This window comes from Rhodophyticola sp., assembly GCF_965284195.1.
Lineage (GTDB): Bacteria > Pseudomonadota > Alphaproteobacteria > Rhodobacterales > Rhodobacteraceae > Rhodophyticola.
The window spans coordinates 943,550-966,339 of record NZ_CBDIRM010000001.1 but is presented as its reverse complement, the minus strand read 5'-3'; the positions used below and the strand labels follow the sequence as shown (position 1 = coordinate 966,339).

Annotated in this window: 25 protein-coding genes, 1 tRNA gene and 2 pseudogenes; 13 read left to right on the top strand and 15 right to left on the bottom strand. The window is 60.9% G+C overall.

Annotated features, from left to right (window positions below; translation table 11 throughout):
- Nucleotides 1-118 precede the first annotated feature (118 nt).
- The 3 genes from ACQ651_RS04870 to ACQ651_RS04860 form a co-directional block, all read right to left on the bottom strand.
- On the bottom strand, nucleotides 119-706 hold the full coding sequence (locus ACQ651_RS04870) for a hypothetical protein (RefSeq protein WP_430448578.1): 588 nt from the start codon (nucleotides 704-706) through the stop codon (nucleotides 119-121).
- Between the two features lie 91 nt (nucleotides 707-797).
- Nucleotides 798-1,271, bottom strand: coding sequence for a hypothetical protein (locus ACQ651_RS04865; RefSeq protein WP_430448577.1), 474 nt, complete (start codon nucleotides 1,269-1,271; stop codon nucleotides 798-800).
- A 55-nt stretch (nucleotides 1,272-1,326) separates the two neighbouring features.
- Nucleotides 1,327-1,956, bottom strand: coding sequence for a DUF2026 family protein (locus tag ACQ651_RS04860; protein WP_430448576.1), 630 nt, complete (start codon nucleotides 1,954-1,956; stop codon nucleotides 1,327-1,329).
- Nucleotides 1,957-2,308: 352 nt separating this feature from the next.
- Here ACQ651_RS04860 and trbB point away from each other — a divergent pair, with 352 nt between their 5' ends.
- From trbB to ACQ651_RS04805, 11 genes are read left to right on the top strand one after another with little or no spacing between them, the layout of a single operon-like run.
- On the top strand, nucleotides 2,309-3,235 hold the full coding sequence (gene trbB, locus ACQ651_RS04855) for a P-type conjugative transfer ATPase TrbB (RefSeq protein ID WP_430450309.1): 927 nt from the start codon (nucleotides 2,309-2,311) through the stop codon (nucleotides 3,233-3,235).
- Nucleotides 3,235-3,567 carry a TrbC/VirB2 family protein gene (locus ACQ651_RS04850; protein WP_430448575.1) on the top strand — a complete coding sequence of 111 codons (333 nt, stop codon included), beginning with the start codon at nucleotides 3,235-3,237 and terminating at the stop codon, nucleotides 3,565-3,567. Before trbB ends, ACQ651_RS04850 begins: the two co-directional genes overlap by 1 nt.
- The gene (locus tag ACQ651_RS04845) at nucleotides 3,567-3,836 is read left to right on the top strand and encodes a VirB3 family type IV secretion system protein (RefSeq protein WP_430448574.1); all 270 of its coding nucleotides are present in this window, start codon (nucleotides 3,567-3,569) and stop codon (nucleotides 3,834-3,836) included. The genes ACQ651_RS04850 and ACQ651_RS04845 overlap by 1 nt, the downstream gene beginning before the upstream one ends.
- A 3-nt stretch (nucleotides 3,837-3,839) precedes the next feature.
- Nucleotides 3,840-6,362, top strand: a complete 2,523-nt coding sequence (gene trbE / locus ACQ651_RS04840; protein WP_430448573.1) for a conjugal transfer protein TrbE — start codon at nucleotides 3,840-3,842, stop codon at nucleotides 6,360-6,362.
- Nucleotides 6,359-7,132 carry a P-type conjugative transfer protein TrbJ gene (gene trbJ / locus ACQ651_RS04835; RefSeq protein WP_430448572.1) on the top strand — a complete coding sequence of 258 codons (774 nt, stop codon included), beginning with the start codon at nucleotides 6,359-6,361 and terminating at the stop codon, nucleotides 7,130-7,132. Before trbE ends, trbJ begins: the two co-directional genes overlap by 4 nt.
- A 2-nt stretch (nucleotides 7,133-7,134) precedes the next feature.
- Complete coding sequence (gene trbK-alt, locus ACQ651_RS04830) at nucleotides 7,135-7,398, top strand: putative entry exclusion protein TrbK-alt (RefSeq protein WP_430448571.1); 264 nt, start codon at nucleotides 7,135-7,137, stop codon at nucleotides 7,396-7,398.
- A 3-nt stretch (nucleotides 7,399-7,401) separates the two neighbouring features.
- Nucleotides 7,402-8,718 (top strand): P-type conjugative transfer protein TrbL, encoded by a 1,317-nt coding sequence (trbL, locus tag ACQ651_RS04825; protein ID WP_430448570.1) that lies wholly within the window; start codon nucleotides 7,402-7,404, stop codon nucleotides 8,716-8,718.
- Entirely contained in the window at nucleotides 8,718-9,401 is a 684-nt protein-coding gene (gene trbF, locus ACQ651_RS04820; RefSeq protein ID WP_430448569.1) for a conjugal transfer protein TrbF, read from the top strand. The genes trbL and trbF overlap by 1 nt, the downstream gene beginning before the upstream one ends.
- Complete coding sequence (gene trbG / locus ACQ651_RS04815) at nucleotides 9,398-10,384, top strand: P-type conjugative transfer protein TrbG (protein WP_430448568.1); 987 nt, start codon at nucleotides 9,398-9,400, stop codon at nucleotides 10,382-10,384. Before trbF ends, trbG begins: the two co-directional genes overlap by 4 nt.
- Nucleotides 10,374-11,573, top strand: a complete 1,200-nt coding sequence (locus tag ACQ651_RS04810; protein WP_430448567.1) for a TrbI/VirB10 family protein — start codon at nucleotides 10,374-10,376, stop codon at nucleotides 11,571-11,573. Before trbG ends, ACQ651_RS04810 begins: the two co-directional genes overlap by 11 nt.
- Nucleotides 11,573-11,836: a DUF2274 domain-containing protein gene (locus ACQ651_RS04805; protein WP_430448565.1), complete on the top strand. Its 264-nt coding sequence runs from the start codon at nucleotides 11,573-11,575 to the stop codon at nucleotides 11,834-11,836. The genes ACQ651_RS04810 and ACQ651_RS04805 overlap by 1 nt, the downstream gene beginning before the upstream one ends.
- Here the strand turns inward: ACQ651_RS04805 and ACQ651_RS04800 are convergent.
- The 3 genes and pseudogenes from ACQ651_RS04800 to ACQ651_RS04790 all read right to left on the bottom strand — a co-directional run.
- The gene (locus ACQ651_RS04800; RefSeq protein WP_430448564.1) at nucleotides 11,745-12,743 is read right to left on the bottom strand and encodes a LysR substrate-binding domain-containing protein; all 999 of its coding nucleotides are present in this window, start codon (nucleotides 12,741-12,743) and stop codon (nucleotides 11,745-11,747) included. The genes ACQ651_RS04805 and ACQ651_RS04800 overlap by 92 nt on opposite strands.
- Nucleotides 12,744-12,753: 10 nt before the next feature.
- A pseudogene (gene arr, locus ACQ651_RS04795) lies at nucleotides 12,754-13,128 on the bottom strand (NAD(+)--rifampin ADP-ribosyltransferase); the annotation flags it as partial.
- Between the two features lie 15 nt (nucleotides 13,129-13,143).
- Nucleotides 13,144-13,479, bottom strand: a pseudogene (locus ACQ651_RS04790) (NAD(+)--rifampin ADP-ribosyltransferase); the annotation flags it as partial.
- 394 nt (nucleotides 13,480-13,873) lie between these two features.
- Here ACQ651_RS04790 and ACQ651_RS04785 point away from each other — a divergent pair.
- A complete protein-coding gene (locus ACQ651_RS04785; RefSeq protein ID WP_430448562.1) occupies nucleotides 13,874-14,425 on the top strand; it encodes a TetR/AcrR family transcriptional regulator in 552 nt (183 codons plus the stop codon).
- 120 nt (nucleotides 14,426-14,545) lie between these two features.
- Here the strand turns inward: ACQ651_RS04785 and ACQ651_RS04780 are convergent.
- The 3 genes from ACQ651_RS04780 to ACQ651_RS04770 form a co-directional block, all read right to left on the bottom strand.
- Nucleotides 14,546-15,717, bottom strand: a protein-coding gene (locus ACQ651_RS04780) for an IS3 family transposase (protein ID WP_430448561.1) whose coding sequence is annotated in 2 segments (ribosomal slippage) — nucleotides 14,546-15,465 and nucleotides 15,465-15,717 — 1,173 coding nt in all. Because the reading frame shifts where the segments join, the coding sequence is not laid out codon by codon here.
- Nucleotides 15,718-15,773: 56 nt separating this feature from the next.
- Nucleotides 15,774-15,965, bottom strand: coding sequence for a hypothetical protein (locus ACQ651_RS04775; protein WP_430448559.1), 192 nt, complete (start codon nucleotides 15,963-15,965; stop codon nucleotides 15,774-15,776).
- Between the two features lie 204 nt (nucleotides 15,966-16,169).
- The gene (locus ACQ651_RS04770) at nucleotides 16,170-16,961 is read right to left on the bottom strand and encodes an alpha/beta fold hydrolase (protein WP_430448557.1); all 792 of its coding nucleotides are present in this window, start codon (nucleotides 16,959-16,961) and stop codon (nucleotides 16,170-16,172) included.
- 132 nt (nucleotides 16,962-17,093) lie between these two features.
- Between ACQ651_RS04770 and ACQ651_RS04765 the strand changes: the two genes are divergently transcribed.
- Nucleotides 17,094-17,711 (top strand): TetR/AcrR family transcriptional regulator, encoded by a 618-nt coding sequence (locus ACQ651_RS04765; RefSeq protein WP_430448555.1) that lies wholly within the window; start codon nucleotides 17,094-17,096, stop codon nucleotides 17,709-17,711.
- Nucleotides 17,712-17,982: 271 nt separating this feature from the next.
- Here ACQ651_RS04765 and ACQ651_RS04760 read toward each other — a convergent pair whose 3' ends face one another.
- From ACQ651_RS04760 to ACQ651_RS04735, 6 genes are all read right to left on the bottom strand, one after another.
- Nucleotides 17,983-18,609: a LysE family translocator gene (locus ACQ651_RS04760; RefSeq protein ID WP_430448553.1), complete on the bottom strand. Its 627-nt coding sequence runs from the start codon at nucleotides 18,607-18,609 to the stop codon at nucleotides 17,983-17,985.
- Nucleotides 18,610-18,866: 257 nt separating this feature from the next.
- Nucleotides 18,867-19,520 carry a glutathione S-transferase family protein gene (locus ACQ651_RS04755; protein WP_430448552.1) on the bottom strand — a complete coding sequence of 218 codons (654 nt, stop codon included), beginning with the start codon at nucleotides 19,518-19,520 and terminating at the stop codon, nucleotides 18,867-18,869.
- 400 nt (nucleotides 19,521-19,920) lie between these two features.
- Nucleotides 19,921-19,997 (bottom strand) — tRNA-Arg (locus ACQ651_RS04750).
- Nucleotides 19,998-20,473: 476 nt separating this feature from the next.
- A complete protein-coding gene (locus ACQ651_RS04745) occupies nucleotides 20,474-21,694 on the bottom strand; it encodes a cysteine desulfurase (protein ID WP_227285558.1) in 1,221 nt (406 codons plus the stop codon).
- The gene (locus ACQ651_RS04740; RefSeq protein ID WP_227285557.1) at nucleotides 21,695-22,291 is read right to left on the bottom strand and encodes a Yip1 family protein; all 597 of its coding nucleotides are present in this window, start codon (nucleotides 22,289-22,291) and stop codon (nucleotides 21,695-21,697) included.
- Nucleotide 22,292: 1 nt separating this feature from the next.
- On the bottom strand, nucleotides 22,293-22,790 hold the full coding sequence (locus tag ACQ651_RS04735) for a YIP1 family protein (RefSeq protein ID WP_227285556.1): 498 nt from the start codon (nucleotides 22,788-22,790) through the stop codon (nucleotides 22,293-22,295).

Below are 22,790 nucleotides of genomic sequence, written 5' to 3'. Positions count from 1 at the left end.
AACCATCAACAACTGCTTTGGTTTTGTACAGAGTTTGTGTTGCTGTCAAACGAGGTTGTTCGCGTTTGTTCCAAAAAAGCGTTTCTGGAATGCAACTAAAGGAGAGCTGTGCCGGACTTTATCCACCAATCTTAAAGACCGCCTGCGCCCGTGGCTCTAGTCCAGAACCAGACTTTAAAAACTCTATGTAATCGAAAGCTGCCTGATAGAATTTAGACGCCGTCTGAACATCAACACCACGCGTATACTCCTTGATGTGCTTGGGCTTGTGAACCTTACCAACCGCCGTAGTGGTGTTTTCGATTTCAACTTTTTCGATCCGATACGGCGAAGCATGTGTGACGAGATTTCGCCAACGCTGCATGTCAGAAACGGTTTGAAACAAGCCTTTTGACCTATCGACAGTCTGATCGGTCGCGGTGAACAGCATGTTGAGCTTTCCCCAGAATGTTCTTTCGCGGCGATAAGCCTCAAAATCGAAGCCATTGAACTTGTCAGTTTGGGGCATTGAGAACGCAACTGATGCTGAGAAACTCTCAATAGCAGAAAAAGACAAAAGCATTGATCCTGTAAACGCAGAAAACCCCATGCTCATGTTGCCTGTGCGAGGCCGCTGATCCATGGCTTTACCAACTTGAAACAGCTCGAAGGCGGCGTGTAGCGTTAAGTCCCAGTCATGGTTTTCGGCGGAATACTGATGGGGCATCAAATTTCATTCCTTCTATATCCAAAGCACGTTTCATCCCAGATAAACGCTCATCCCAAGCCAGCCCCGTCTTAGGTTTGCGCATACTGTACTAATAGATACTACGGTAGTCGGCCTCAAGATCAGTAGCTTGCGCGATCTCGTCCAAAACGGTCACAACCAACGGAAGAAGCTCACGAACACGCGCAGGGTCGTCCCAATATTCCGACCCGTGCTTACCTCCATGAAACAGATTATTCCGTACTGCCTGCGCAAGCCGCACAACTCGTTTAAAGTCAGACACATCTGGGGAGAAAATTAGTGGTACGAACTCCAAATCGCTACCCGAGGAATCAACGACTTGTCGCAGGGGATTTGCAGCAATTAGCGCCTGCGCCATTTTTGAGGGTATATAAGTGTCCTCCCACCGATCAATGAATTCTTGCCAATTTGCTTCGGCCTTGTGGCCCGGCGTCTTGCTGCGCAGATAGTTGCACTCTTTGAGCGCAAATTCAAAACGAGAGAACCAGTAGAAAAACTCAAACGCAAGGCTGGGAATTTCCGGAGGTATTTCTTCGCGCCTCATTACTTCTCCAAACATTTTTCAAATATCAAAAATAACTTGATCTGCATATTCCACACTACCAAGTGCTGCGCGCAATAGTTGCAGGTAAAGTGAGATGACGAATAATGCCGTCATTACTGCCCATATTGATTTTGGACTTTTGCTTGCCACGACGGCTACCGAACCAAGTTTCGGCGACGTTGAGGAGGTCAGTGTTGGTCTGTCGGTTTAGAAAACGATCAATCAGTTCTTCGCTCAAGCTAGGATCAGGAAAAACCATATAATCGCCTACTGTTTCCAAATCATCTAGGTTCTGTTTGTCATCCTCAATGCGCTTTTGAAACATCTTGCGCGGGATCACCATGTCTGGCTGAGCAATTGCGAACGACTCTGCGTAGATAGGAGCCATAAAGTCTATGATGTGCTCTTCGGTCTGGACCCACATATGGAAGCCGTCGTCCGCCCAACTGAACTTCCCACCTTCATCTTTCCCGTAAAAGATACAACTTGGGCCATCGGCCACACATAAGGCAAAGCCACCAGCGACCGCAGTAGCTTTAATTCCATAATGCTTGTTCAGAAGATAGGAACCAACGATAGCGAAGAATGTGCAGCCTCGTTCAACGTTGCCCTCGTCTTTAATCACGCCATGCACAATCTGGTGTATACGGTTATATTCAGTCATTGGGATTACGAATTTACCCATAAAAACTCCGTTTCCGTGTTAAATTAGTTGGCCTGCACATTTGTCTATTCGCTTATAGCTAAACGGAACCATCTGATAGCAGTCATTCAGGCCGGCGCAGAGAATTAGTGCATTGTCGGCTTATTTGACGATGCGTAATCACTCTTGGAAAATCCATATACCTAACGCACCTCGTCGTTTCCCTGTCTTTCTACGCCAGCGCACTACTACGCCCTTGACGCTGTTGCGCTGCCCCTAATTCCGGTTCTTTTAATCGTCCCCGATACCGGGCCGTCATGTGACGTCCCTCCACACGGGGACGAGCATGACAACTTCATTTCAACAATCAGAGGCGGTTTCACGCGGCAGTCGCATGTTGCGCACTGCACTCGGCCCAGCGATCGCCGGGTATCTCGACGACGTCGGGATCGTCGAAGTTATGCTCAATCCCGACGGGCATCTCTGGATCGACCGTCTTTCCAAGGGTCTTTGCGCAACCGATGACCGTCTCTCTGCCGCAGATGGCGAGCGGATCATACGTTTGGTCGCCCACCATGTCGGTGCCGAGGTTCACGCCGGGAGTCCGCGCGTTTCTGCCGAGCTTCCCGAGACGGGAGAACGGTTCGAAGGGCTTTTGCCACCAGTCGTAACCGCACCGACTTTCGCCATCCGCAAACCCGCTGTCGCCGTCTTCACGCTTGAAGATTACGTGGCATCGGAGATCATGTCCGGCGCGCAGGCCGCCACTTTGCGCACTTCCGTCGCCGAGCGTCACAACATTCTGGTGGCAGGTGGGACGTCCACGGGCAAGACCACACTCACCAACGCATTGCTGGCTGAGGTCGCCAAGACCGATGACCGGGTCGTGTTGATCGAGGACACGCGCGAATTGCAATGCGCCGCACCGAATCTCGTGGCGTTGCGCACCAAGGACAATGTCGCCTCGCTCTCCGACCTCGTTCGATCCTCGCTGCGCCTGCGGCCCGATCGCATTCCGATTGGCGAGGTTCGCGGATCGGAGGCGCTCGATCTCTTGAAAGCTTGGGGCACAGGTCACCCCGGCGGCATCGGCACCATCCATGCCGGGACCGCGCTGGGTGCGCTGCGGCGCATGGAGCAACTCATCCAGGAAGCCGTCGTCACCGTTCCGCGCGCGCTGATCGCCGAAACCATCGATCTGGTCGCCGTCCTTTCGGGACGCGGATCGGCCCGCCGCCTCTCCGAACTCGCCCGTGTCGAGGGTCTCGGCTCCGATGGCGATTACCGCCTCACATCCACAACAGAACAAGGATCGAAATGATGCTCCAAGACGCTCACCCCTTCCGCCGGCGGGTCGATACGATCTGTATCGCGACGTTCGTGTCCCTCACGATGGCGTCGACGGCCCACGCTGCCGGATCGTCGATGCCGTGGGAAGCACCGCTACAATCGATCCTGGAATCAATCGAAGGCCCTGTGGCCAAGATCATCGCCGTGATGATCATCATCATCACCGGCCTGACACTCGCCTTCGGCGACACCTCGGGCGGTGCCCGGCGGTTGATCCAGATCGTGTTCGGTCTCTCGATCGCCTTTGCGGCCTCCAGCTTCTTCCTCTCCTTCTTCTCCTTCGGCGGCGGGGCGGTGATCTGATGGACCATGCCGATCCCATCCCCGGCTTCGTGATCCCGGTGCATCGCGCCCTGACCGAGCCGATCCTCTTGGGCGGCGCGCCGCGCTCCATCGCCATTCTGAACGGCACACTGGCCGCGGCCGTCGGGCTCGGCCTGCGTCTCTGGCTGGTCGGCATCCTGATCTGGGCGATCGGACATTTCGCGGCGGTCTGGGCGGCCAAGCGCGATCCGCTTTTCGTCGATGTCGTGCGCCGCCATGTGCGCATCCCCGGCCATCTTGGGGTGTGATCGATGATGAACCTCGCCGAATATCGCCGCACCTCGAACCACCTTTCAGACTTTCTGCCTTGGGCCGCGCTTGTCGGCGATGGCGTGGTTCTCAACAAAGACGGTTCGTTCCAGCGCGCGGCACGGTTTCGCGGTCCCGATCTCGATAGCGCCGTACCTGCGGAACTGGTCGCGGTCGCAGGACGGATCAACAATGCATTGCGCCGATTGGGCTCTGGCTGGGCGGTGTTTGTCGAGGCGCAGCGCGTGCCCGCCAGCTCCTATCCCGAAAGCCGCTTTCCCGACGCCGCCTCGGCCCTGGTCGATGCCGAGCGCAAAGCGCAGTTCGAGGAGGAAGGCGTTCACTTTGAATCCCGCTATTTCCTGACGCTGCTGTACCTGCCGCCCGCTGAGGAAGCAGCGCGCGCCGAACGGTTTCTCTATGAAGGCCGCGAAAGGGTGGCGGGTGCCGATGCCCGCGAGACCCTGGCGGGCTTTGTCGACCGCACGAACCGCGTGCTGCAACTCATCGAAGGCTTCATGCCCGAATGCGCCTGGCTCGATGATGCCGAGACGCTGACCTATCTGCATTCATCCATTTCCACCAAAGTCCAGCGGGTCCGCGTGCCCGAATTGCCAATGCATCTCGACGCGCTGCTAGCGGATGAGCCGCTCACCGCCGGGCTCGAACCGATACTCGGCATGGCGCATCTGCGAATGCTGACCATTACTGGTTTCCCGAGCGCTACGACGCCCGGCATCCTCGACGATCTCAACCGGCTCGCTTTTCCCTATCGCTGGTCGACGCGCGCGATCATGCTCGACAAGACCGATGCAACACGGCTGCTCACCAAGATCAGGCGGCAGTGGTTCGCCAAACGCAAGTCGATCGCCGCGATCTTGAAAGAGATCATGACCAATGAAGCGGCGGCGCTGCTCGACAGCGACGCGCATAACAAGGCGATGGACGCCGACGCAGCACTGCAGGAACTCGGCTCCGACCTGATCGGAGAGGCCTATGTGACGGCGACGGTCGCCGTCTGGGACACAGACCCGCGCATCGCCGACGAGAAGCTGCGCCTCGTCGAGAAGGTGATCCAGGGCCGCGACTTCACCTGCATCGCCGAGACTGTGAATGCGGTCGAGGCCTGGCTAGGTTCGCTGCCCGGCCATGTCTACGCCAATGTCCGCCAGCCGCCGGTCTCGACGCTCAATCTCGCCCATATGATCCCCCTGTCGGCGGTATGGGCGGGGCCGGAACGGGACGAGCATTTTGCAGCGCCCCCACTGCTCTTCGGCCAGACAGAAGGCGCGACCCCGTTCCGGTTTTCTCTTCATGTCGGCGATGTCGGCCACACCTTGGTGGTTGGCCCGACCGGTGCGGGCAAATCAGTCTTGCTGGCATTGATGGCGCTGCAGTTCCGCCGCTATGCCGATTCGCAGGTCTTCGCCTTCGACTTCGGCGGTTCGATCCGCGCGGCGGCGCTCGCCATGGGCGGCGATTGGCACGATCTCGGCGGTTCCCTGTCGGACGACGCGTCGGAGCCGGTTGCACTTCAGCCGCTGGCGCGCATCAATGATGCCGCCACGCGAAGCTGGGCGGCAGGCTGGCTTACCGCGATCCTGGCGCGTGAGGCCGTGACCGTAACACCTGAGGTGAAAGATCATCTCTGGTCGGCGTTGTCATCGCTTGCTTCTGCCCCGGTCGGCGAGCGCACGCTGACCGGTCTGTCGGTATTATTGCAATCGCAGGATCTGAAGCGCGCGCTGCAACCCTATTGCGTCGGTGGCCCGTTCGGTCGGCTGCTCGACGCCGAAGCCGAGCGCCTCGGCGAAGCAAGCGTCCAGGCCTTCGAGACCGAGGGCTTGATCGGCACCGGGGCCGCACCCGCCGTGCTCGGCTATCTGTTCCACCGGATTGAGGGTCAACTCGATGGATCCCCGACCCTGCTGATCATCGACGAGGGCTGGCTGGCGCTCGACGATGAAGGCTTCGCCGGGCAGCTGCGCGAATGGCTGAAGACATTGCGCAAGAAAAACGCCAGCGTCGTCTTCGCCACCCAGTCGCTCTCCGACATCGACGGCAGCGCCATCGCGCCCGCGATCATCGAGAGTTGTCCGACGCGTCTCTTCCTACCGAATGAACGCGCGATCGAACCACAGATCACCACCATCTATCGCCGCTTCGGTCTCAACGACCGACAGATCGAGATCCTCGCTCGCGCGACGCCGAAGCGCGACTATTATTGCCAGTCGCGGCGCGGCAACCGGCTCTTCGAGCTCGGTCTCGGCGAGGTGGCGCTCGCCTTCACAGCAACTTCGGCCAAAACCGATCAGGCGGCGATTGCCCGCATTCTCGCCGACAGCGGTCGTAAGGGCTTCGTCGGCGCTTGGCTGCGCGAACGCGGTGTTGCCTGGGCCGCCGACCTCATTCCCGAGCTGTCCAATCTCGATCGCTTCGAAGCCGACGATGACCTCGAAGACCAGATCGCACTCGACCTTTCCGATGATCCCACCGCCGCAGAAGAAAAGGAGAAGACCCCATGACACTCAAACGACTTCGCATCCGCCGGATTGCCGCCGCATTGCTGGCCGCACCCCTGGTGCTGTCGCCGGTCCTGACGACGCCGGCCCAGGCGCAGTTCGGCTTCGGCCGGATCGTCTACGACCCGACCAACTATGCGCAGAACGTCCTGCAGGCGGCCCGCGCGCTGGAGCAGATCAACAACCAGATCAGTTCGCTGCAGAACCAAGCGCAGATGCTGATCAATCAGGCACGCAATCTTGCAAGCCTGCCGTATTCCTCGCTCCAGCAGCTGCAGCAGTCCGTCGCCAGAACGCAGGCGCTACTCAGCGAGGCACAACGGATCGCCTATGACGTGCAGCAGATCGATCGAGCCTTCGAGACGAGCTACGGCGACGCGTCGATGACCGCTTCCGACCAGGCGCTGATCGATGGCGCCAAGGACCGCTGGCAGAATACCGTAGCCGGATTGCAGGACGCGATGCGTGTTCAGGCGGGCGTCGTGGGCAATATCGAGACCAACCGTGCGCAAATGTCGGCTCTGGTCGGTGCAAGCCAGTCCGCCACGGGCGCGTTGCAGGCGACCCAGGCCGGTAATCAGCTTCTCGCGCTTCAGGCGCAGCAGATCTCCGATCTCACCGCCGTGATCGCCGCACAGGGACGGGCACAGAACCTAGAAGCCGCCCAGCGGGCCGCCGCACAGGAACAGGCGCGCGAACAGCGCCGCCGCTTCCTCGAACCCGGCGAGGGCTATCGGCCCGGCAATGCCGAGATGTTCCCGAACGGAGGCTGATTGTGAAACGGGCGGTGCTCATTCGGCTCAGCACGGGCATCTTCGTGCTCGTCGCGCTCCTCGCCGCATTGCTGGAGTTCAGCCGTGACGATGAGATCGTGATCAGGCCCCCGCCTGCCAGAATCGATCTGCCCGATCCGAACCGCGCCGAACTGCGGCGCTGTCAGGCGCTCGGAGAAGCCGCCCTTGACGATCAGTACTGTCTCGATGCCTGGGCCGATAAGCGCCGCCGCTTCCTCGACACAGGTTCCGCGAGGAGCGAGTAAGCCATGGGCGGCACTGGCGTCATCGACCGCTTCCTCGAGGTCTTCACCCGTTACATCGACAGCGGGTTCGGTCTCTTGGGCGGTGAGGTCGCGTTTCTCGCCACAACGCTGATCGTCATCGATGTGACCCTCGCCGCGCTCTTCTGGGCCTGGGGCGCCGACGACGACATCCTCGCGCGTCTCGTCAAGAAGACGCTCTTCATCGGCATCTTCGCCTACATCATTTCCAACTGGAACACGCTCGCCCGCATCGTCTTCGAGAGTTTCGCCGGTCTCGGCCTACAAGCGACCGGCACCGGCTTCACCACCGCCGATCTGCTGCGCCCCGGTCGCGTCGCCCAGGTCGGTCTCGACGCCGGACGCCCAATTCTCGACTCCATCTCCGACCTGATGGGTTACATCTCGTTCTTCGAGAACTTCATCCAGATCATCGTGCTGATGTTCGCCTGGGCGATGGTTCTGCTCGCCTTCTTCATCCTCGCCATCCAACTCTTCATCACACTGATCGAATTCAAGCTGACGACGCTGGCGGGCTTCGTGCTGATACCGTTCGGCCTCTTCGGAAAGACCGCCTTCCTCGCCGAGCGGGTGCTCGGCAACGTCGTCTCTTCGGGCGTCAAGATCCTCGTCCTCGCAGTCATCATCGGCATTGGCTCGACGCTGTTCGCCGAATTCACGGCTGGTTTCGGCGGCGACCAGCCCAATATCGAGGAGGCGATGGCGATCGTGCTCGCCGCGCTCTCGCTGCTCGGCCTCGGCATCTTCGGCCCCGGCATCGCCAACGGGCTAATCTCGGGCGGCCCGCAGCTCGGCGCGGGTGCGGCAATCGGCACAGGTGTCGCGGCCGCCGGCGTGACCGCCGCGGCCGTGGCCGGAACGGGGATGGCGGGCGGTGCTGTCGCCAAGGGAGCGATGGCCGGTGCTCGGGGCGGTGCGGCGATGACCGGCGGAACCCACGCGGCTTACAGTCTCGGTTCGGCTGGGAAGAGCGGCGCTGCCGGTGTCGCTGGTGGTATGGGAGGCGTTGCCCGGGCTGGAGCCGGCGTCGCCATGTCGCCCCTCAAGAAGATGGCAGGCGCCATGCGTGAGAGCGCGCGTGGCGGTGCCCACACCGCGATCGAGGCGAGCGGCGGGAGCATCCAGGGTGGTTCTACCGATGTCGGAACCGCCAACTCCTCGTCCGCACAGCCCGCCTGGGCCAAGCGCATGAAGCGCTCCCAATCCCTCCACCATGGCGCGACCGCCACTGCACACGCCGTTCGCTCCGGCGACAGCCATGGCGGCGGCTCTTCCATCAACCTTTCCGAAAGCGACCGATGATGTTCAAGCGACCCACTCTCCATTACGGCAAGACCCCCGAACCCGAGACGCCCTATCAGAAAGCCGCGCAGGTCTGGGACGAGCGCATCGGTTCCGCTCGCGTCCAGGCGAAGAACTGGCGGCTTCTGGCGTTCGGCGCGTTGCTACTCGCGGCGGGCCTTGCGGCCGGTCTCGTCTGGCAATCCGCACGCGGCACGATTCAGCCCTGGGTGGTCGAGGTCGATGCACTCGGCGAGGCGAGGACGGTCGCGCCTGCGGCTGCCGATTACCAGCCGACCGATCCGCAGATCGCATTCCATCTGGCGCGCTTCATCGAGCACGTCCGCTCGATCGCCGCTGATCCGATCGTCGTGCGCCAGAACTGGCTGCGCGCCTATGACTTCACTACCGACCGCGGCGCGCTGGCGCTCAACGAGTACGCGCGCGCCAACGATCCCTTCGAGAAGGTCGGCGAGATGCAGGTCTCGGTCGATGTCTCCAGCGTCATCCGCGCCTCGCCCGACAGCTTCCGCATTGCCTGGACCGAGCGGCGCTACCGCGACGGCAGCCTCGCTTCGACCGAACGCTGGACGGCGATCTTGACCATCTCGGTGCAGCCGCCGCGCACCACCGAGCGGCTGCGCAAGAACCCGCTCGGCATCTACGTCCATGCCATCAACTGGTCGCGGGAGCTGCAGGAATGAGACACAAGACTCCCACACTCCCGCTCGCCTTGGCGGTCGCCCTCATCCTGTCCGGCTGCGCCACCTACAGGCCGCCCGAGATCACCTATGACGACGACGTGCCGTCGCTCCCGACACCGCCACCGCCCATCGTCGAACAGCCCCCAAGGCCCGTGCACACGCCGCCAGCCTGGACGCCTTCGCGCGGCGGGAACAGCGCTCGCACGCCGGAAGCGCGTGTCGTCAACGCCAATGCCGCCGCCCGCGTCCAGCCTCGGCGTGAGGGCTATTACAACGCCATTCAGGTGTTTCCTTACAGCCAAGGCGCGCTCTACCAGATCTATGCTGCGCCCGGTCAGATCACCGATATTGCGCTCGAACCAGGCGAGCGACTAACCGGCGCCGGACCCGTTGCCACCGGCGACACCGCGCGCTGGATCATCGGCGACACCGAAAGCGGCAGTGGCCGGAGCCAACGCGTCCACATCCTGGTCAAGCCGACCCGGCCCGACATCACGACAAACCTCGTCATCAACACCGACCGGCGCACTTATCTGATCGAGCTGCGCGCTGACGAGGACACGTATATGCCCTCGGTCGCCTGGTCTTATCCGCGTGTTCGCGGCCAGGTGCGACCGCCCGCTGTAACTCAGCCTACAATTCCGCCCGCATCGCAGCGGCGCTACCGCTACGGCCTCGAGGGTGACACGCCGCCCTGGCGGCCTCAGACCGTCTTCGACGATGGGCGCAGGGTCTACATCGTCTTCCCGCGCGGGATCGTGCAGGGCGACATGCCGCCGCTCTTCATCATCGGCGCCGAAGGCGAGGCCCAGATCGTCAACACCCGCGTCCGCGGCAACATCCTGATCGTCGACCGACTGTTCGCCGCCGCCGAACTCCGCCTCGGCGGACGGAACCAGCAGATGGTGCGGATCGTGCGCACCGATGGCGTGCGGCGCAGCCGGACAGCCAGCGCATCGGAGGAGCACCGTCATGACCGATGAAACCGAAACCCCGACCCTGGAGGCCGAGGCTACGAAGCCTGTCGATCGACCTGATCCGAAGGAGGCATTCCGGGTGCGCGCCGAACCGCCGCGGGTCGTGCGCCTGTCACGCAAGGTTTTGGCGGGACTGGCGATCGTTACCGCGCTCGGCATTGGCGGTGCCTTGATCTTCGCGCTTCAGGGCCGGGACGGAAGAAAGGGGCCGAACGAGCTCTACACGACCGAGAACCGGCCGACGGCCGACGAGTTGCGGCGCTTGCCGTCGGACTACAGCGATGTTCCGCAGCTGGGGCCCGCGCTTCCCGGTGATCTCGGTCGGCCGATCCGCCGCGCGCAGGAAGAGGGTCGCCCGGTGCCCGCAACACCCGTTCCCGGACCCGATCCGGAGGAACAACGCCGGCTCGCGGAGATGGAAGCGGCCCGCACCAGTGAGCTCTTCTTCGCCACCCAGGCCGGTCGGACCCAAACCCCACCGGCAAGCCCTGGTCTCGATCTCGCCAGCGGCATTCCGACGGCGCTTCCGAGCCAGCAGCGGACACCGACCGCGCAAGAGCGGCAGTTGGCGTTCCTCAATCAGGCCGCCGACCGGCGGACAATGACGCCGGACCGCGTCACGCCGCCGGCCTCGCCCTATGTCCTTCAGGCGGGCGCCGTCATTCCGGCGGCGCTCGTGACCGGCATTCGCTCCGACCTGCCCGGCCAGATCGTCGCCCAGGTCACCCAGAACGTCTATGACAGCCCGTCGGGGCGTTACCTGCTGATACCGCAGGGCGCACGCCTGATCGGCGAATATGACAGCGGAGTCGGCTTCGGCCAGCGCCGGGTGCTCCTCGTCTGGAACCGCATCATCCTGCCCGGCGGCCGCTCGATCGTCCTGGAACGGCAGCCCGGTGCCGATGCCGCGGGCTTCAGTGGGCTGGAGGACGGTGTCGACCATCACTGGTGGGACATCGCCAAAGCCGCGGTCCTCTCGACCCTCCTTAATGTCGGAGCGGAGCTTGCGACCGATGACAGCGACGAGATCGCTCGGGCCATCCGCGACGGGGCGCAGGACACGATCGGCGATGCTGGTGAAGAGGTCGTGCGCCGCCAAGTCGGGCGCGCGCCGACGCTCACGATCCGACCGGGCTTCCCCGTCAGTGTGATCGTCACCCGCGATCTGATCATCGAGCCGCAAAGGGGACAGTGATGAGCAAACTGAAACTCGGCCCCCTTGTCGACGACAAGCCGGTTAAGCTCACCGTCGAACTGCCGGCCGCTGTACACCGCGACCTTGCCGACTATGCGGAAGTCCTCGGTCACGAGACCGGTCAGCCGGTCGAGGAGCCCGTCAAGCTGATCGCGCCAATGGTTGAGCGCTTTATGGCAACCGATCGCGGCTTCGCGAAGGCGCGGAACGCGCTCCGTGAGCGGAAGGCGTCGACGATGCCATCAAATGCGGGACAGACTTAGTTTTCTTGCCGTCGCAGATGCCATTCCGTCGCGCTGTTAGCCGCGCGAGGCTGAGCATCCGTCGCCAGGCGGGATTGTCATTGTTCGGCGACCAGACGGCGCAGAAGGGCAACATTTCACCCTCGAGCTGCCGATACACCACGCCGGGGAACTGAGTAGCCACCGTGGATTCGCTCGTCAGCGTCACGCCGCGTCCAAAAGATACGATCTGCATGAGATTATCGCGGCCCACACGGTGCCGCTCGATCGCAGGATGAACACCGAGATCGGCCAGATGCTTGATCAGAAAATCGTGGATCTCCGGTCCCGGATCGCCCTCGCTGAGGATGAAAGTCTCAGCTCGAAGATCCTCCCAACGGATCGACTTCCGTTCCGACAAGGGATGCGCATCAGGAACCACCGCAAACACGCGTTCGGTCCAGAGTTGTGCCGCATCGCAATCGGTCAGGGACGGTGTGCCCGTAACGAAGGCAACATCTAACCTATGCCGGCGGACGGCCGAGATGTGATCGGATGGTGCCCCTTCGATAATGTCGATACGTACATTGCCATAGCGGTCGCTATAGGCACGCAGCATCTGCGCCAGGAAGCCGGATGCCAGTGACGAAAAGATGCCAATCCGAACCGCGCCTTCTTCGCCACGGCCGATTGGCCCGATATCGTCGGCGGCGAAGGAGACTTCGCTCAGCGCCTGCCGGGCATGGCGGACGAATTTCTTGCCTGCATGGGTCAGGATGACACCGCCGGAATGACGATTGAAGAGCGACGCGCCGAGTTCGTCTTCAAGATCACGGATACGCCGACTGATGGCGGATTGCTCGATGCCCAACGACACGGCGGCACGCCGAAAGCTCCCGCACTTGGAAGCGGCAACCACATAGCGCAGATGTCTCAGTTCGATCGCCACCTCTCTACCCTCAGTCGATAGGACCGTGGCCTTGCTGCGCCAGCTTTTCGACACCCTCCTTCATGGCCTCGATCGCTTCCTCGGAGTGCCCCTGCCAGTCGGTGATCTCACCGACCACGCGCAGGGGGTCTCGCGAGCGAAACGACTTTGTCGGGTTTCCTCGAAATCTCTTATTGGTGACGTTCGGATCATCTTCGACTGGGCCGGTCGGCTCGACGATGTAGATGCGTTGGGGGCCATCCCCGAGCGCCAGCTCAGCGGCCCAGACGGCGGCTTCGAGCGTCCGGGCAAGATAGACGTGACTTAGTGTCATGCCGTAGTTCGGATCACTCCCAGGGACGAGCATGTCGCCCCGGCTTAGCTTGGCACGCGTTCCGTGGTACCAGGTCCACTCCGTTACTTCCGATTTGACGCGGACTTTCCCTCTCGTTCGCCACGACATGAAAGGGTGGCGCGGCGCGTTTTCCGCAATCAGTTCGGATGCGTCTTCGATGTCATCGTCCGACTCGACGACATACACCCGCGGCGGCGCATCGCCCGCAGCAAGTTCCGCACCCCATGTCGCCGCATCAAGATTGGGCGTCATATACGTGAAGGACGAGCCTCCACCGTTTGGACGTCCAAACGGATCAGCAGGTGAAACGGTGTCGCCTGGCCGAAGATCATCGCGCGTCCCATAGTAAAAACATTCAGCGTCGGATCGAACTGCAGTGTCCGAATTTCGATTGCCAGTCATCTTTTTGTCCTCGTTTGCGTCCACCAAATTGACGATTTCGCGATGCTTAGGAAGCGACGCGCCCAACACTCAGAATAAATTTCCCAATCCCTTGTACTCCCGCATGAAAGCTTCCGATCCCTGCCGATATCATGATCTCTCATGGGAAAGTGCGGAGACTGCCTAGCGGCTGTTTCATGATGGCGCTCTACCTCCAAGACCTTGACTAGTCACTAAACGGAGTATAATCCTCCGTTTAGTGACTAGTCAAGGTGGCGCAACGTGGTTCACAACACCGCAAAGAAAACGTCAGCGCGACTAGCCTGGACATCTGGCAGATGCGACAAATGCGAAGACTGTGTCGGCGTTTATGAGCGATATGATGGATGTTTCGTAGATCAAGATTAAGAGGGAAATGAACGAGATGCGGGCGGACGCCTTAAGGAACCGGCAGCACCTACTTGACGTTACGACTGAATTGATTCTTGAGGTGGGCGGTGAACCTTCTCGGGACGCGATCACAAGGCGTGCTGGCGTCGGCATTGGAACGCTCTACCGACATTTCCCAGATCAGCAGTCTCTACTGCATGCTGTTGTCCGCTGCGTATTGGAAAGGAGCATTAGTTCTGGAGAGAATATTGTAGAAAGCACGCCCGACGGGGTGGATGCGCTTCGCCAATACATGCACTCCGCACTTGATAACGGGATCGGGGTAGTCAACATAATTCACCCGCTTCTAGAAAAGCATGATTGGCCAGACCTTCGCTCCCGCGCCGAGACATTTATGAAAACCATCGTTGCAGGCGCCCAACAAGATGGCCCTTTTCGTAGCGACGTCTCTGAGCGGGATATTGTGCTCGCTATGATCCGCTTCTCGAGACCGCTCGCAATTGGTCTTTCCTTGAACGAAGAACGCGAAATCGCCCATCGACACCTCGACATTTTCATTGACGGACTATGCTCCTAACTGCGGTGTATAGTGAAAGCTCTTTCACGAAGGGTCTGAGGAAAGACGTTAAATGAAGCTTCTTCCTTGAAGCGGATACCCGCCCGAGTGACGTGACCCCCAGCTTTCCCCCAGCTGGGATTAGAGCCGGGCGGTTGTTTTGCGCATCAGCGCGGTTGAAGCAATGGGCTGCGTAGCGGAGCCCGTAGGGCGTAGCGAAGCAGGCCATTGCTTATGCAGTTCAGCGGCGAACGCCGCCGGGGTTGCGTAGCCAAGGGACGAGTGTGGCCTCTCTTGGTTGTAATCCTCGACCCAAGCAGCGATCTCGACCCGTGCGTGAGCCATGCTGAGGAACAGGGTCTCGTTCAGCAGCTCGTCGCGCATGCGGCCGTTAAAGCTCTCGACGTAGCCGTTCTGCATCGGCTTGCCCGGCGCGATGTAATGCCACTCCACCCCGATCTCGCCGCACCATGCGAGCACGGCATTGCTGGTGAGCTCGGTGCCATTGTCGCTAATGATCATGCCCGGCTTGCCGCGCTGGGCGATCAGCTGGGTCAGCTCGCGCACGACACGGTGCCCGGAGATCGAGGTGTCCGGCACAGCCGCCAGGCACTCGCGCGTCACGTCATCGACCACGTTGAGCACACGGAACCGGCGGCCCGTCATGATCTGGTCGTGCACGAAGTCCAGGCTCCAGCGCTGGTTGGGCAGAGCCAGCACCGCAGCAGGTGCTCTGATGCCCACAGCACGCTTGCGGCTGCGTCGCCGCCTCACTGCAAGCCCTTCCTCCTTATAGAGCCGTTGGGTCTTCTTCCGGTTGATCATCACGCCCTCCCGGCGCAGCAGGATATGCAGGCGACGGTAGCCGAACCGGCGACGCTGGTTGGCCAGATCGCGCAGCTTCTCGCGCAGAGCACCGTCATCATCCCGGATGGAACGATAGCGCACGCTCTTGCGATCAGCATCGATGACACGGCACGCCCGCCGCTCGCTCATCCCGTGGCACGCCTGGAGATGAGCGGCAGCTTCCCGCTTCGCGGCGGGCGTCACCACTTTTTTGAAAGAAGATCCTTCAGCGCAACGTTGTCCAGCATCGTGTCGGCCAGCAGCCGCTTGAGCCTGGCGTTCTCGCTCTCGAGCTCTCGCAGGCGCCGGGCCTCGGATACCTCCAGCCCACCATACTTGGCCTTCCAGTTGTAGATCGTCGCTTCCGACACACCATGCCGCCGGGCCAGATCAGCGGTCTTCGCGCCCGCCTCCGCCTCCTTCAGCACGCCAATAATCTGCTCTTCTGAAAACCTCACACGCTTCATCGTCTGTCCTTCCTTCAAGGCCAGACTCTAATCGCTCGTGGAGGAAAATCAGGGGGTCACGTCACGAGCGATCCACATTTTGCTTGTCGTGTCGAAACGAGCGCCCATTCAAAAGGCAGTGCCAAGCCGAAGGTGTTCAGTCCGCCGATATCCCGGCCTTCTGCTCTCGCTTCATTCCGATCATCTGATCTTCCGTAAACCTTGTTCGGGATCTCGATCATTCCTTTGCTGGAACGAAATTCACCCATTATTTTGGACTTAGGTCACGCGCAGTCAGCAATTTGATCGAGTTCTTCAGACACAACCATCTTAAATGGCACCTGCAATGCAGACACCCCGTAAGGCATTCCGAGTAACAGGAATGTCCGAGGAATTGCGCTAACTTGACGCTCCTTTCCTAAGTCACGCGGTCGACCATCCAAACGCCTCAAAATTGACAAGATGCGGCGCGGTCACACCATGGCCTCGTCAAGCAAGAATTCCTTAATCTCCGCCGCAATAAGGTCCGGGGCGACAACGTGCCACTCACCTGGCAGGCTTTTGTGGCGCGCACCCGGAATCCGGCGTGCGGCGGTAGCGGCGGAGCCTGTGAGGTCGTCGCTGCTCCCCTCGCTGTCTAGGATGAGGGTCGGTACTGAGACGGCACTCAAAACCTCTGGCCCCATCGCGTCAGACAAACGGCAGTCGTAAACAAGTGTCGGCGCGACGCTGATCATCCCCATCCACCTGTCCGTACCACGCATATCGCATATCATTTCGTCCGGTACACCGATTGACGAGTGGAAGAGTTCCACCGCGTCTTCATCACGGCCAGCTTTCGTCAGTTCATCGAGTTGCCCCGTCAACGGATCGGAATTTTCCCGCGTCTCGTCCTGCAGCGTCGGCTCCATGAGAACCACTCCAGCCAATGGAACCCCTAAGGCCGTGGCGTGCAGCGCAAGCAGCGCACCAGAGGAGTAGCCATATACAAAGGCGTGACCGCCAACCTTCCTGACCAGCGCCTCCAGGTCCTCAGCTTCGCGCTCCGGCCTATAGGGGGGCGTATCGCCACTCTCGCCACGGCCGCGACGGTCATAGCGACAAACGGTGAAGTCTTGCGCCAGCAGAGGTACGAGTTCATCGAACGCGCTTAGGGCCCGGTAGTGACCGGCAGGCTCGATGAGGATCAGCACGGGACCGCTTCCGGTTCGGTCGAACGAGATCGAGGTTCCGTCTTTGGACTTCACGCTGGATGATCTGGACACAGCTCACTCCTTTGGGTACTAATCAGTACTATAAAATGTCTCGAAACTCTAGTACTGTCAAGTACCCATCCAGGAGGTCATTAGCTGGTGGTACCGACTCCTAAAAGGCGACCACGCCCCCACCCCGAAGAAGTGCGCCGGGCGATTCTGGACGCAACGCTGCAGCTCTATCTAGAGAAAGGGTACTCGGGGACGAGCACGGACGAGGTGGCCGCGCGCTCTTCGGTCTCAAAGCAGACGATCTACCGCCACTTTTCCGACAAGGACGATCTAGTGCGAGAAGCACTGCAGCGCCTCATCGCGGCTGCCGAGGAGCAGGGTGCAGAGGCATTCGACACACTTGCTGAGTCCAACGACTTAGAGAACGATCTGCGTGCTTTCGCCCGGCAGCACATCTTCGATGTCATCCAGCCGGATATCATGCAGGTGCGACGGCGCATTATCTCGGAGGTCGAACGGTTTCCCGATATCGCCAAGGCCTGGTACGAGGCCGCGCCCAAGCGTGCTAGAGAGAAGTTGGCAGAGTGCCTTAAAGGGCTGTGCGAACGCGGGCTTCTGAACATCGCGGACGCGGAAATTGCTGCGGAACAGTTCAACTGGCTAATCCTATCGATCCCCATGAACCGCGGAATGTTCGATGTGGACACGATCGAGGACCGGTCCCAGCACGCGGATTATGCTGATGCGGCTGTCGACGTATTCCTTGCGGCCTATGGCGCCGCGCAGTCGCCCGACAAGTCACGCCGCTGATCGGGACTCAGACTAGAGGAACAAGGTACGATCATTTGCATCTCAAGCAGCGGATATTGGGCTGGATCGCGCGCGGCGAGATCAACATCGCCCTCCGCAGATGGCGGCGGCCCACAGTCAAGGCCACCGGACGGCTGAGACGTCGGGCGGTGAGACACTGAAGGGCTCGATCCCTTTCGACGTGCGGCGCTGCTGAAGTGCTCTCAAAGGGTCTGAAGCCACGCAAGCTGCGCTAATTCGCTAGTTCTGGCCTCGTCTTTCGGCAGTCCGATCAATTCGTCTCCGGGCGCGTCAGGACCAGCTTGAGGCCTGCATATCCGAAGAAGGTGGCAGCCATGGCGTCGATGGCTCGACGCCCTCGGCGATAGCCGGACCGGATCGTGGCTTGCGAGAACAGGACGGCGTAAGCGAGGTAGATCACCAGACCGAGGATCGCGCAGAGCGCGGTGATCAATGCCAGACCCGAACTGTCGTCTGTCGAGCCCACGCCAAGAGCGAGAATGGAGATCCAGGCCAAGACCGCCTTAGGGTTGCTGAGATTGAGCATGAGTCCCCGCAGCACCAGCTTCCTCTCTGCAACCGGGGCGATGTCGGCCCCTCCAGCGAGGGGTGTGATCGCGCTACGCGCCGATTGCCAGGCAAGCCAGAGCAGATAGGCGCCTCCGAACCACCTCAGAACGGTGAGGGCGGCGGAGGATTGCACGAGCAGTGCGCCAAGGCCGGCCGCAGCCACCAGACCCCAGAATGCCAAGCCGGCTGCCAGACCCAGTCCCAGAAAAGCCGCCGCTCTCGCCCCGCCTGCCATGGCCGTCGTCGATACGGCCAGCGTGGCCGGTCCCGGCGAGGCGGCCGCCACGAAGAAGGCAAAGAGTGCTGGGGACAATAGAGCATCAATCATGTGAAGGTTCTCGCTGGACAGTCGAATGCTCCGAAACATCCTGGGTGCCATCGCAGCGCCACTGACCGGCTCACTCCGGTGCCCCCGCGTTCTGCAAACCGGTCCACGTTGACCGACATATTGCGTTGGAACCCGTCACCGACCCCATCCGCCCTGAAAAGCGCAGTCGGCTGCCCCATCGCGTGGCGTCGGCCGCCGCCATTCGGATGGCAGATGATGTCGCGATGTAACGCTACCATCATATGATGTGTCCTTCCCTATGCGCTCGCAGTCGCTCGATCGAACACCGCCTTCTGCGCAGCGAACGCGCGCCCGAAGGCCGGACGTGCCTCGCCGCGAGAAACATACGCCACCAGTGATGGATGCTCCTCAAGCAATTCGGAGCCATGGAGGCGGCGCAACACAGTGACCATCATCAGGTCGCCAACGGAGAACTCGCGTTCCAGCCAGTCCGATCCACCAAGCCACGTTGCGAGTTCGCTCAGGCGCTGACGAATGCGCGATTCCAACATCGGTTGGCGCTCCGCGTGCCAGGGTTTGTCGCGCTCGAACATACGCGCGAGATCCCAGTCCCAGATCGGTGGCTCGACTGTGTCGATGGCTGCAAATGTCCAGGCAATAGCCCGAGCACGACCGGCCTCGTCGTCCGGGAGCAGCCCCGGATACCGCAGCCCGATATGCAAGACGATTGCACCAGATTCGAAAAGATGGAGATCGCCGTCTTGCCAAGTCGGGATCTGTCCGAATGGATTAAGGTTCCGATGATCTGGCGCCTTGAGTTCTGTAAAAGTCAGGAGGCGAACATCGTATGGTTGTCCAGCTTCCTCTAGCGCCCACCGCACGCGGAAGTCGCGCGCCAATGCCCGACCGCGGTCCGGAGAGGTCGCGAAGGCTGTAAGGATGGCACACATCGGACATGTCCAAAATTGAGGTACTGCTGAGTACTATAAGTGCTTTGCTATGGCTTTGTTTGTCAAGTGCGAAACGATTCCGTGCAGGCGAGCGCGGGAACGTCTTTCGAGCTTGCCTCGTCTATTCGGTGCCCCGCTAGCATCCATTCGGTTGGCATCCATTTAGGGGAGATCGCAAGCTGGGAGATACCGTCAGAGTGGAGTTCGTCGGCCACCGACTCGTCCTGCGCGATCGCGCTTACTGCGAGTGGCTTCGGACGCGGTATTACGTGCACGATCCGATAGGTCGAAGGCGCTGTTTCGGCGCTTTGCACCAGCCCAACTGCTTACGCGAACTTCCTGCGTAAGCAATAAGTTCTTGAACGCGTGTTTCGCTAAAATATTGATATTTAGAGAAAAATGGCGCACCCGACAGGATTCGAACCTGTGACCTTCGGCTTCGGAGGCCGACACTCTATCCAGCTGAGCTACGGGTGCATTTTGTCTGGGTATCCTGACCCAGTCTGAATCGTCAACTCGGATCCTCACATCAAGTAGCAACATTGCTTCTGGTGAGAATCTGGTGAGTTTCCAACTTAGTCTTTTCCGGTCTCCCTCGTAAGTTATTGGTTCCCTACACTCTTTCTCGCACTTTGCCACTGTAGAAGCTGCCTTCGGAGGGCGGCGCTCTATCCAGCTGAGCTACGGGTGCCTGACGTCGCTATACCCTCCGATCGGAGCGGCTGCAATCCTCAACCTTGCAGCCCGCGATGCGCAATGTTCGTGATGACTCGATCACGCGGACGGGCGGGGAGAGCGTACCGGCGTCCCTTGTGCCGGAGAAAACCCGCTCCCGCCCGTCCCTTGCGGGAGGCCGTTGCCACATATCGGAGGATCATGCCGAGGCAGACCGGGGTTCGCGATGCGTGTCCTGCGCGGTATCCGCCGCGCGGGGGGCACATAAGGCATCACGCTCAGGCGAAGAGATCGTGGGCCAGATCAAGGGCATCGACAAGCGCGTCGACCTCGGCCCGGGTGTTGTACATCCCGAAGCTCGCCCTGCAGGTCGCGGTTACGCCCAGATGCTCCATCAACGGCTGTGCGCAATGGTGGCCCGCGCGCACGGCAACTCCCTTCTTGTCCAGAATCGTCGAGATATCATGGGCATGGGCGGACCCGTTGAGGGTGAAGGAGAAAATCGCCCCCTTGGTTGCGGAGTTGCCCTGCACATTCAGCCAGTTCAACCCGTCCAGCCTTGACCGGGCATAGGCGGTCAGATCCGCTTCATGGGCCGCGATCCGATCCAGGCCCACGCCCATCATGTAATCCAGCGCCGCGCCAAGCCCGATCTGCTGGACGATGCCGGGCGTTCCGGCCTCGAATTTCATCGGCGGATCATTCCACGTGATCTGATCCTTGTGCACCTCGCGGATCATGTCGCCGCCGCCCATGAAGGGCCGCATCTCCTCCATCCGCTCACGCCGGATATGGATCGCGCCGGAGCCCGAGGGACCATAGAGCTTGTGCCCGGTGATGGCGTAGAAATCGGCGCCGATATCATCCACATCGACGGGCATGTGAACCGCCGATTGCGACCCGTCGAGCAGGACCGGCACGCCCGCAGCATGGGCCCCCGCAACGATGGTTTTCACGTCGAGCACGGTGCCCAGAACGTTGGACATATGGGTCAGCGCGATCAGCTTGGTGCGCGGCGTGATCGCATCCAGCACCGTCGCCGGATCCAGATCGCCATTCGCATCCGTGTCGACCCAGACCAGCTTGACCCCCTGCCGCTCACGCAGGAAATGCCAGGGCACGATATTGGCGTGGTGTTCGGCGACCGAGAGGATGATCTCGTCCCCCTCTCCCATCCGCGGCATGGCCCAGCCATAGGCCACCAGATTGATGCCTTCGGTCGTGCCCGAGGTGAAGACAATCTCTTCCTCGTCGCGGGCGCCGAGGAACCGGGCGATCTTGCCACGGACAGCCTCGTAATTCTCGGTCGCCAGGTTGCTCAGGTAATGCAGCCCGCGATGGACGTTGGAATACTCCATCGAATAGGCATGCGCGACCGTGTCGATCACGACCTGCGGTTTCTGGGCGGAGGCGCCACTGTCCAGATAGACCAGCGGCTTGCCATTGACCTCCCGCGCGAGGATCGGAAAATCCGCGCGAATGCTTTCGACATCATACATCTAAACGCCTCCTTGTGGCATCTGCACACCCAGAATTGCGAGAATGATACTCGCCAGCAACGCGAAGCCGATGAGTGTCAGGATCACCATCACCAAGACCTGACCAAGCGACCGGAACCCGTGCAGCGCCGCTATGAAATTGACCAGAAGCCAGAAAAACAACGCGATCGACAGCAGGAAGATCAGTGGCCCAAGCACCGGCAGGATCAGCATCGCCAGCACCTGCAGGACCTGGATGCAGATGAAGATGAATTGCAGCCAGATCACCAGCAGGAGGGATTCCTCGAAACGCCCCGTACCCCCGAACGCCGCGCCGATCCGATGGATCGCGTGGACCATGACGATCAGCAGAACGCCCTGAACCAGACCAAACGTAACCGGTGAGATCTGAACCGCCACGTCGCCGGGCGCTGGCGGAGCGACCAGATTGAAGACGAAGCCAAGCAGCATCGTGACCACGACGACAAGCGCCAGCATCAGCCAGAGCGCCTGCCGCGGCGGCGCAAAGGTAAGTACGGTGGTGGCACCTTCGCGCGGGTTCGCCACAGTATCGCGCGCGAGGCGCAAGAGCGATCCCAGGGTCGCGATATCGGTCATCCTAGCCCTGCCTTTCAGGCGCCTGTTCGGCCTCGATTAGCGTCATGCCCCAGATTACGACAAAGGCCAAGAGCAGCCCCACGCCAACCATGGTTTGGGCTGGCCCCGGCCCGATGAACCCCGCCACCATCCCGTAGAAGAGGAAGGCCGGGCTGGTCGCCAGAAGCGACCAGAAAAGCGCGAGCCGGGCGGAATAACCGGTACCCTTGCCGCCAAGCATGCGCGCCACCAGATGGCTGAGCATGCCGATGGCATAGAACAACAGCGGCGCGATGAACAGCCAGCCGAAAAGAGCCGCGCCGATCAGCGCATCGAGAGGGCGCTCCGGCATCAGGATCGCCTCGCGCTGCAGGCGCGGCCACTGGGCCACGAAGATCAGCAGACATGCCAGGATCAGATAGACCAGCGCGCGATCTTCGCGCCGCCCCATATCCAGCAGCCTGCGGATCACCCGTCGGGGCCTGCGCCAGCTTTGCACGATATCCGTCGTGACCGCCAT

Bases quoted from the DNA above. Each gene is read 5' to 3' on its own strand.
- ACQ651_RS04870 (WP_430448578.1), bottom strand. From the start codon at position 706: ATGCCCCATCAGTATTCCGCCGAAAACCATGACTGGGACTTAACGCTA.
- ACQ651_RS04865 (WP_430448577.1), bottom strand. From the start codon at position 1,271: ATGAGGCGCGAAGAAATACCTCCGGAAATTCCCAGCCTTGCGTTTGAG.
- ACQ651_RS04860 (WP_430448576.1), bottom strand. From the start codon at position 1,956: ATGGGTAAATTCGTAATCCCAATGACTGAATATAACCGTATACACCAG.
- trbB (WP_430450309.1), top strand. From the start codon at position 2,309: ATGTTGCGCACTGCACTCGGCCCAGCGATCGCCGGGTATCTCGACGAC.
- ACQ651_RS04850 (WP_430448575.1), top strand. From the start codon at position 3,235: ATGCTCCAAGACGCTCACCCCTTCCGCCGGCGGGTCGATACGATCTGT.
- ACQ651_RS04845 (WP_430448574.1), top strand. From the start codon at position 3,567: ATGGACCATGCCGATCCCATCCCCGGCTTCGTGATCCCGGTGCATCGC.
- trbE (WP_430448573.1), top strand. From the start codon at position 3,840: ATGATGAACCTCGCCGAATATCGCCGCACCTCGAACCACCTTTCAGAC.
- trbJ (WP_430448572.1), top strand. From the start codon at position 6,359: ATGACACTCAAACGACTTCGCATCCGCCGGATTGCCGCCGCATTGCTG.
- trbL (WP_430448570.1), top strand. From the start codon at position 7,402: ATGGGCGGCACTGGCGTCATCGACCGCTTCCTCGAGGTCTTCACCCGT.
- trbF (WP_430448569.1), top strand. From the start codon at position 8,718: ATGTTCAAGCGACCCACTCTCCATTACGGCAAGACCCCCGAACCCGAG.
- trbG (WP_430448568.1), top strand. From the start codon at position 9,398: ATGAGACACAAGACTCCCACACTCCCGCTCGCCTTGGCGGTCGCCCTC.
- ACQ651_RS04810 (WP_430448567.1), top strand. From the start codon at position 10,374: ATGACCGATGAAACCGAAACCCCGACCCTGGAGGCCGAGGCTACGAAG.
- ACQ651_RS04805 (WP_430448565.1), top strand. From the start codon at position 11,573: ATGAGCAAACTGAAACTCGGCCCCCTTGTCGACGACAAGCCGGTTAAG.
- ACQ651_RS04785 (WP_430448562.1), top strand. From the start codon at position 13,874: ATGAACGAGATGCGGGCGGACGCCTTAAGGAACCGGCAGCACCTACTT.
- ACQ651_RS04775 (WP_430448559.1), bottom strand. From the start codon at position 15,965: ATGGGTGAATTTCGTTCCAGCAAAGGAATGATCGAGATCCCGAACAAG.
- ACQ651_RS04760 (WP_430448553.1), bottom strand. From the start codon at position 18,609: ATGATTGATGCTCTATTGTCCCCAGCACTCTTTGCCTTCTTCGTGGCG.
- ACQ651_RS04755 (WP_430448552.1), bottom strand. From the start codon at position 19,520: ATGTGTGCCATCCTTACAGCCTTCGCGACCTCTCCGGACCGCGGTCGG.
- ACQ651_RS04745 (WP_227285558.1), bottom strand. From the start codon at position 21,694: ATGTATGATGTCGAAAGCATTCGCGCGGATTTTCCGATCCTCGCGCGG.
- ACQ651_RS04740 (WP_227285557.1), bottom strand. From the start codon at position 22,291: ATGACCGATATCGCGACCCTGGGATCGCTCTTGCGCCTCGCGCGCGAT.
- ACQ651_RS04735 (WP_227285556.1), bottom strand. From the start codon at position 22,790: ATGGCGGTCACGACGGATATCGTGCAAAGCTGGCGCAGGCCCCGACGG.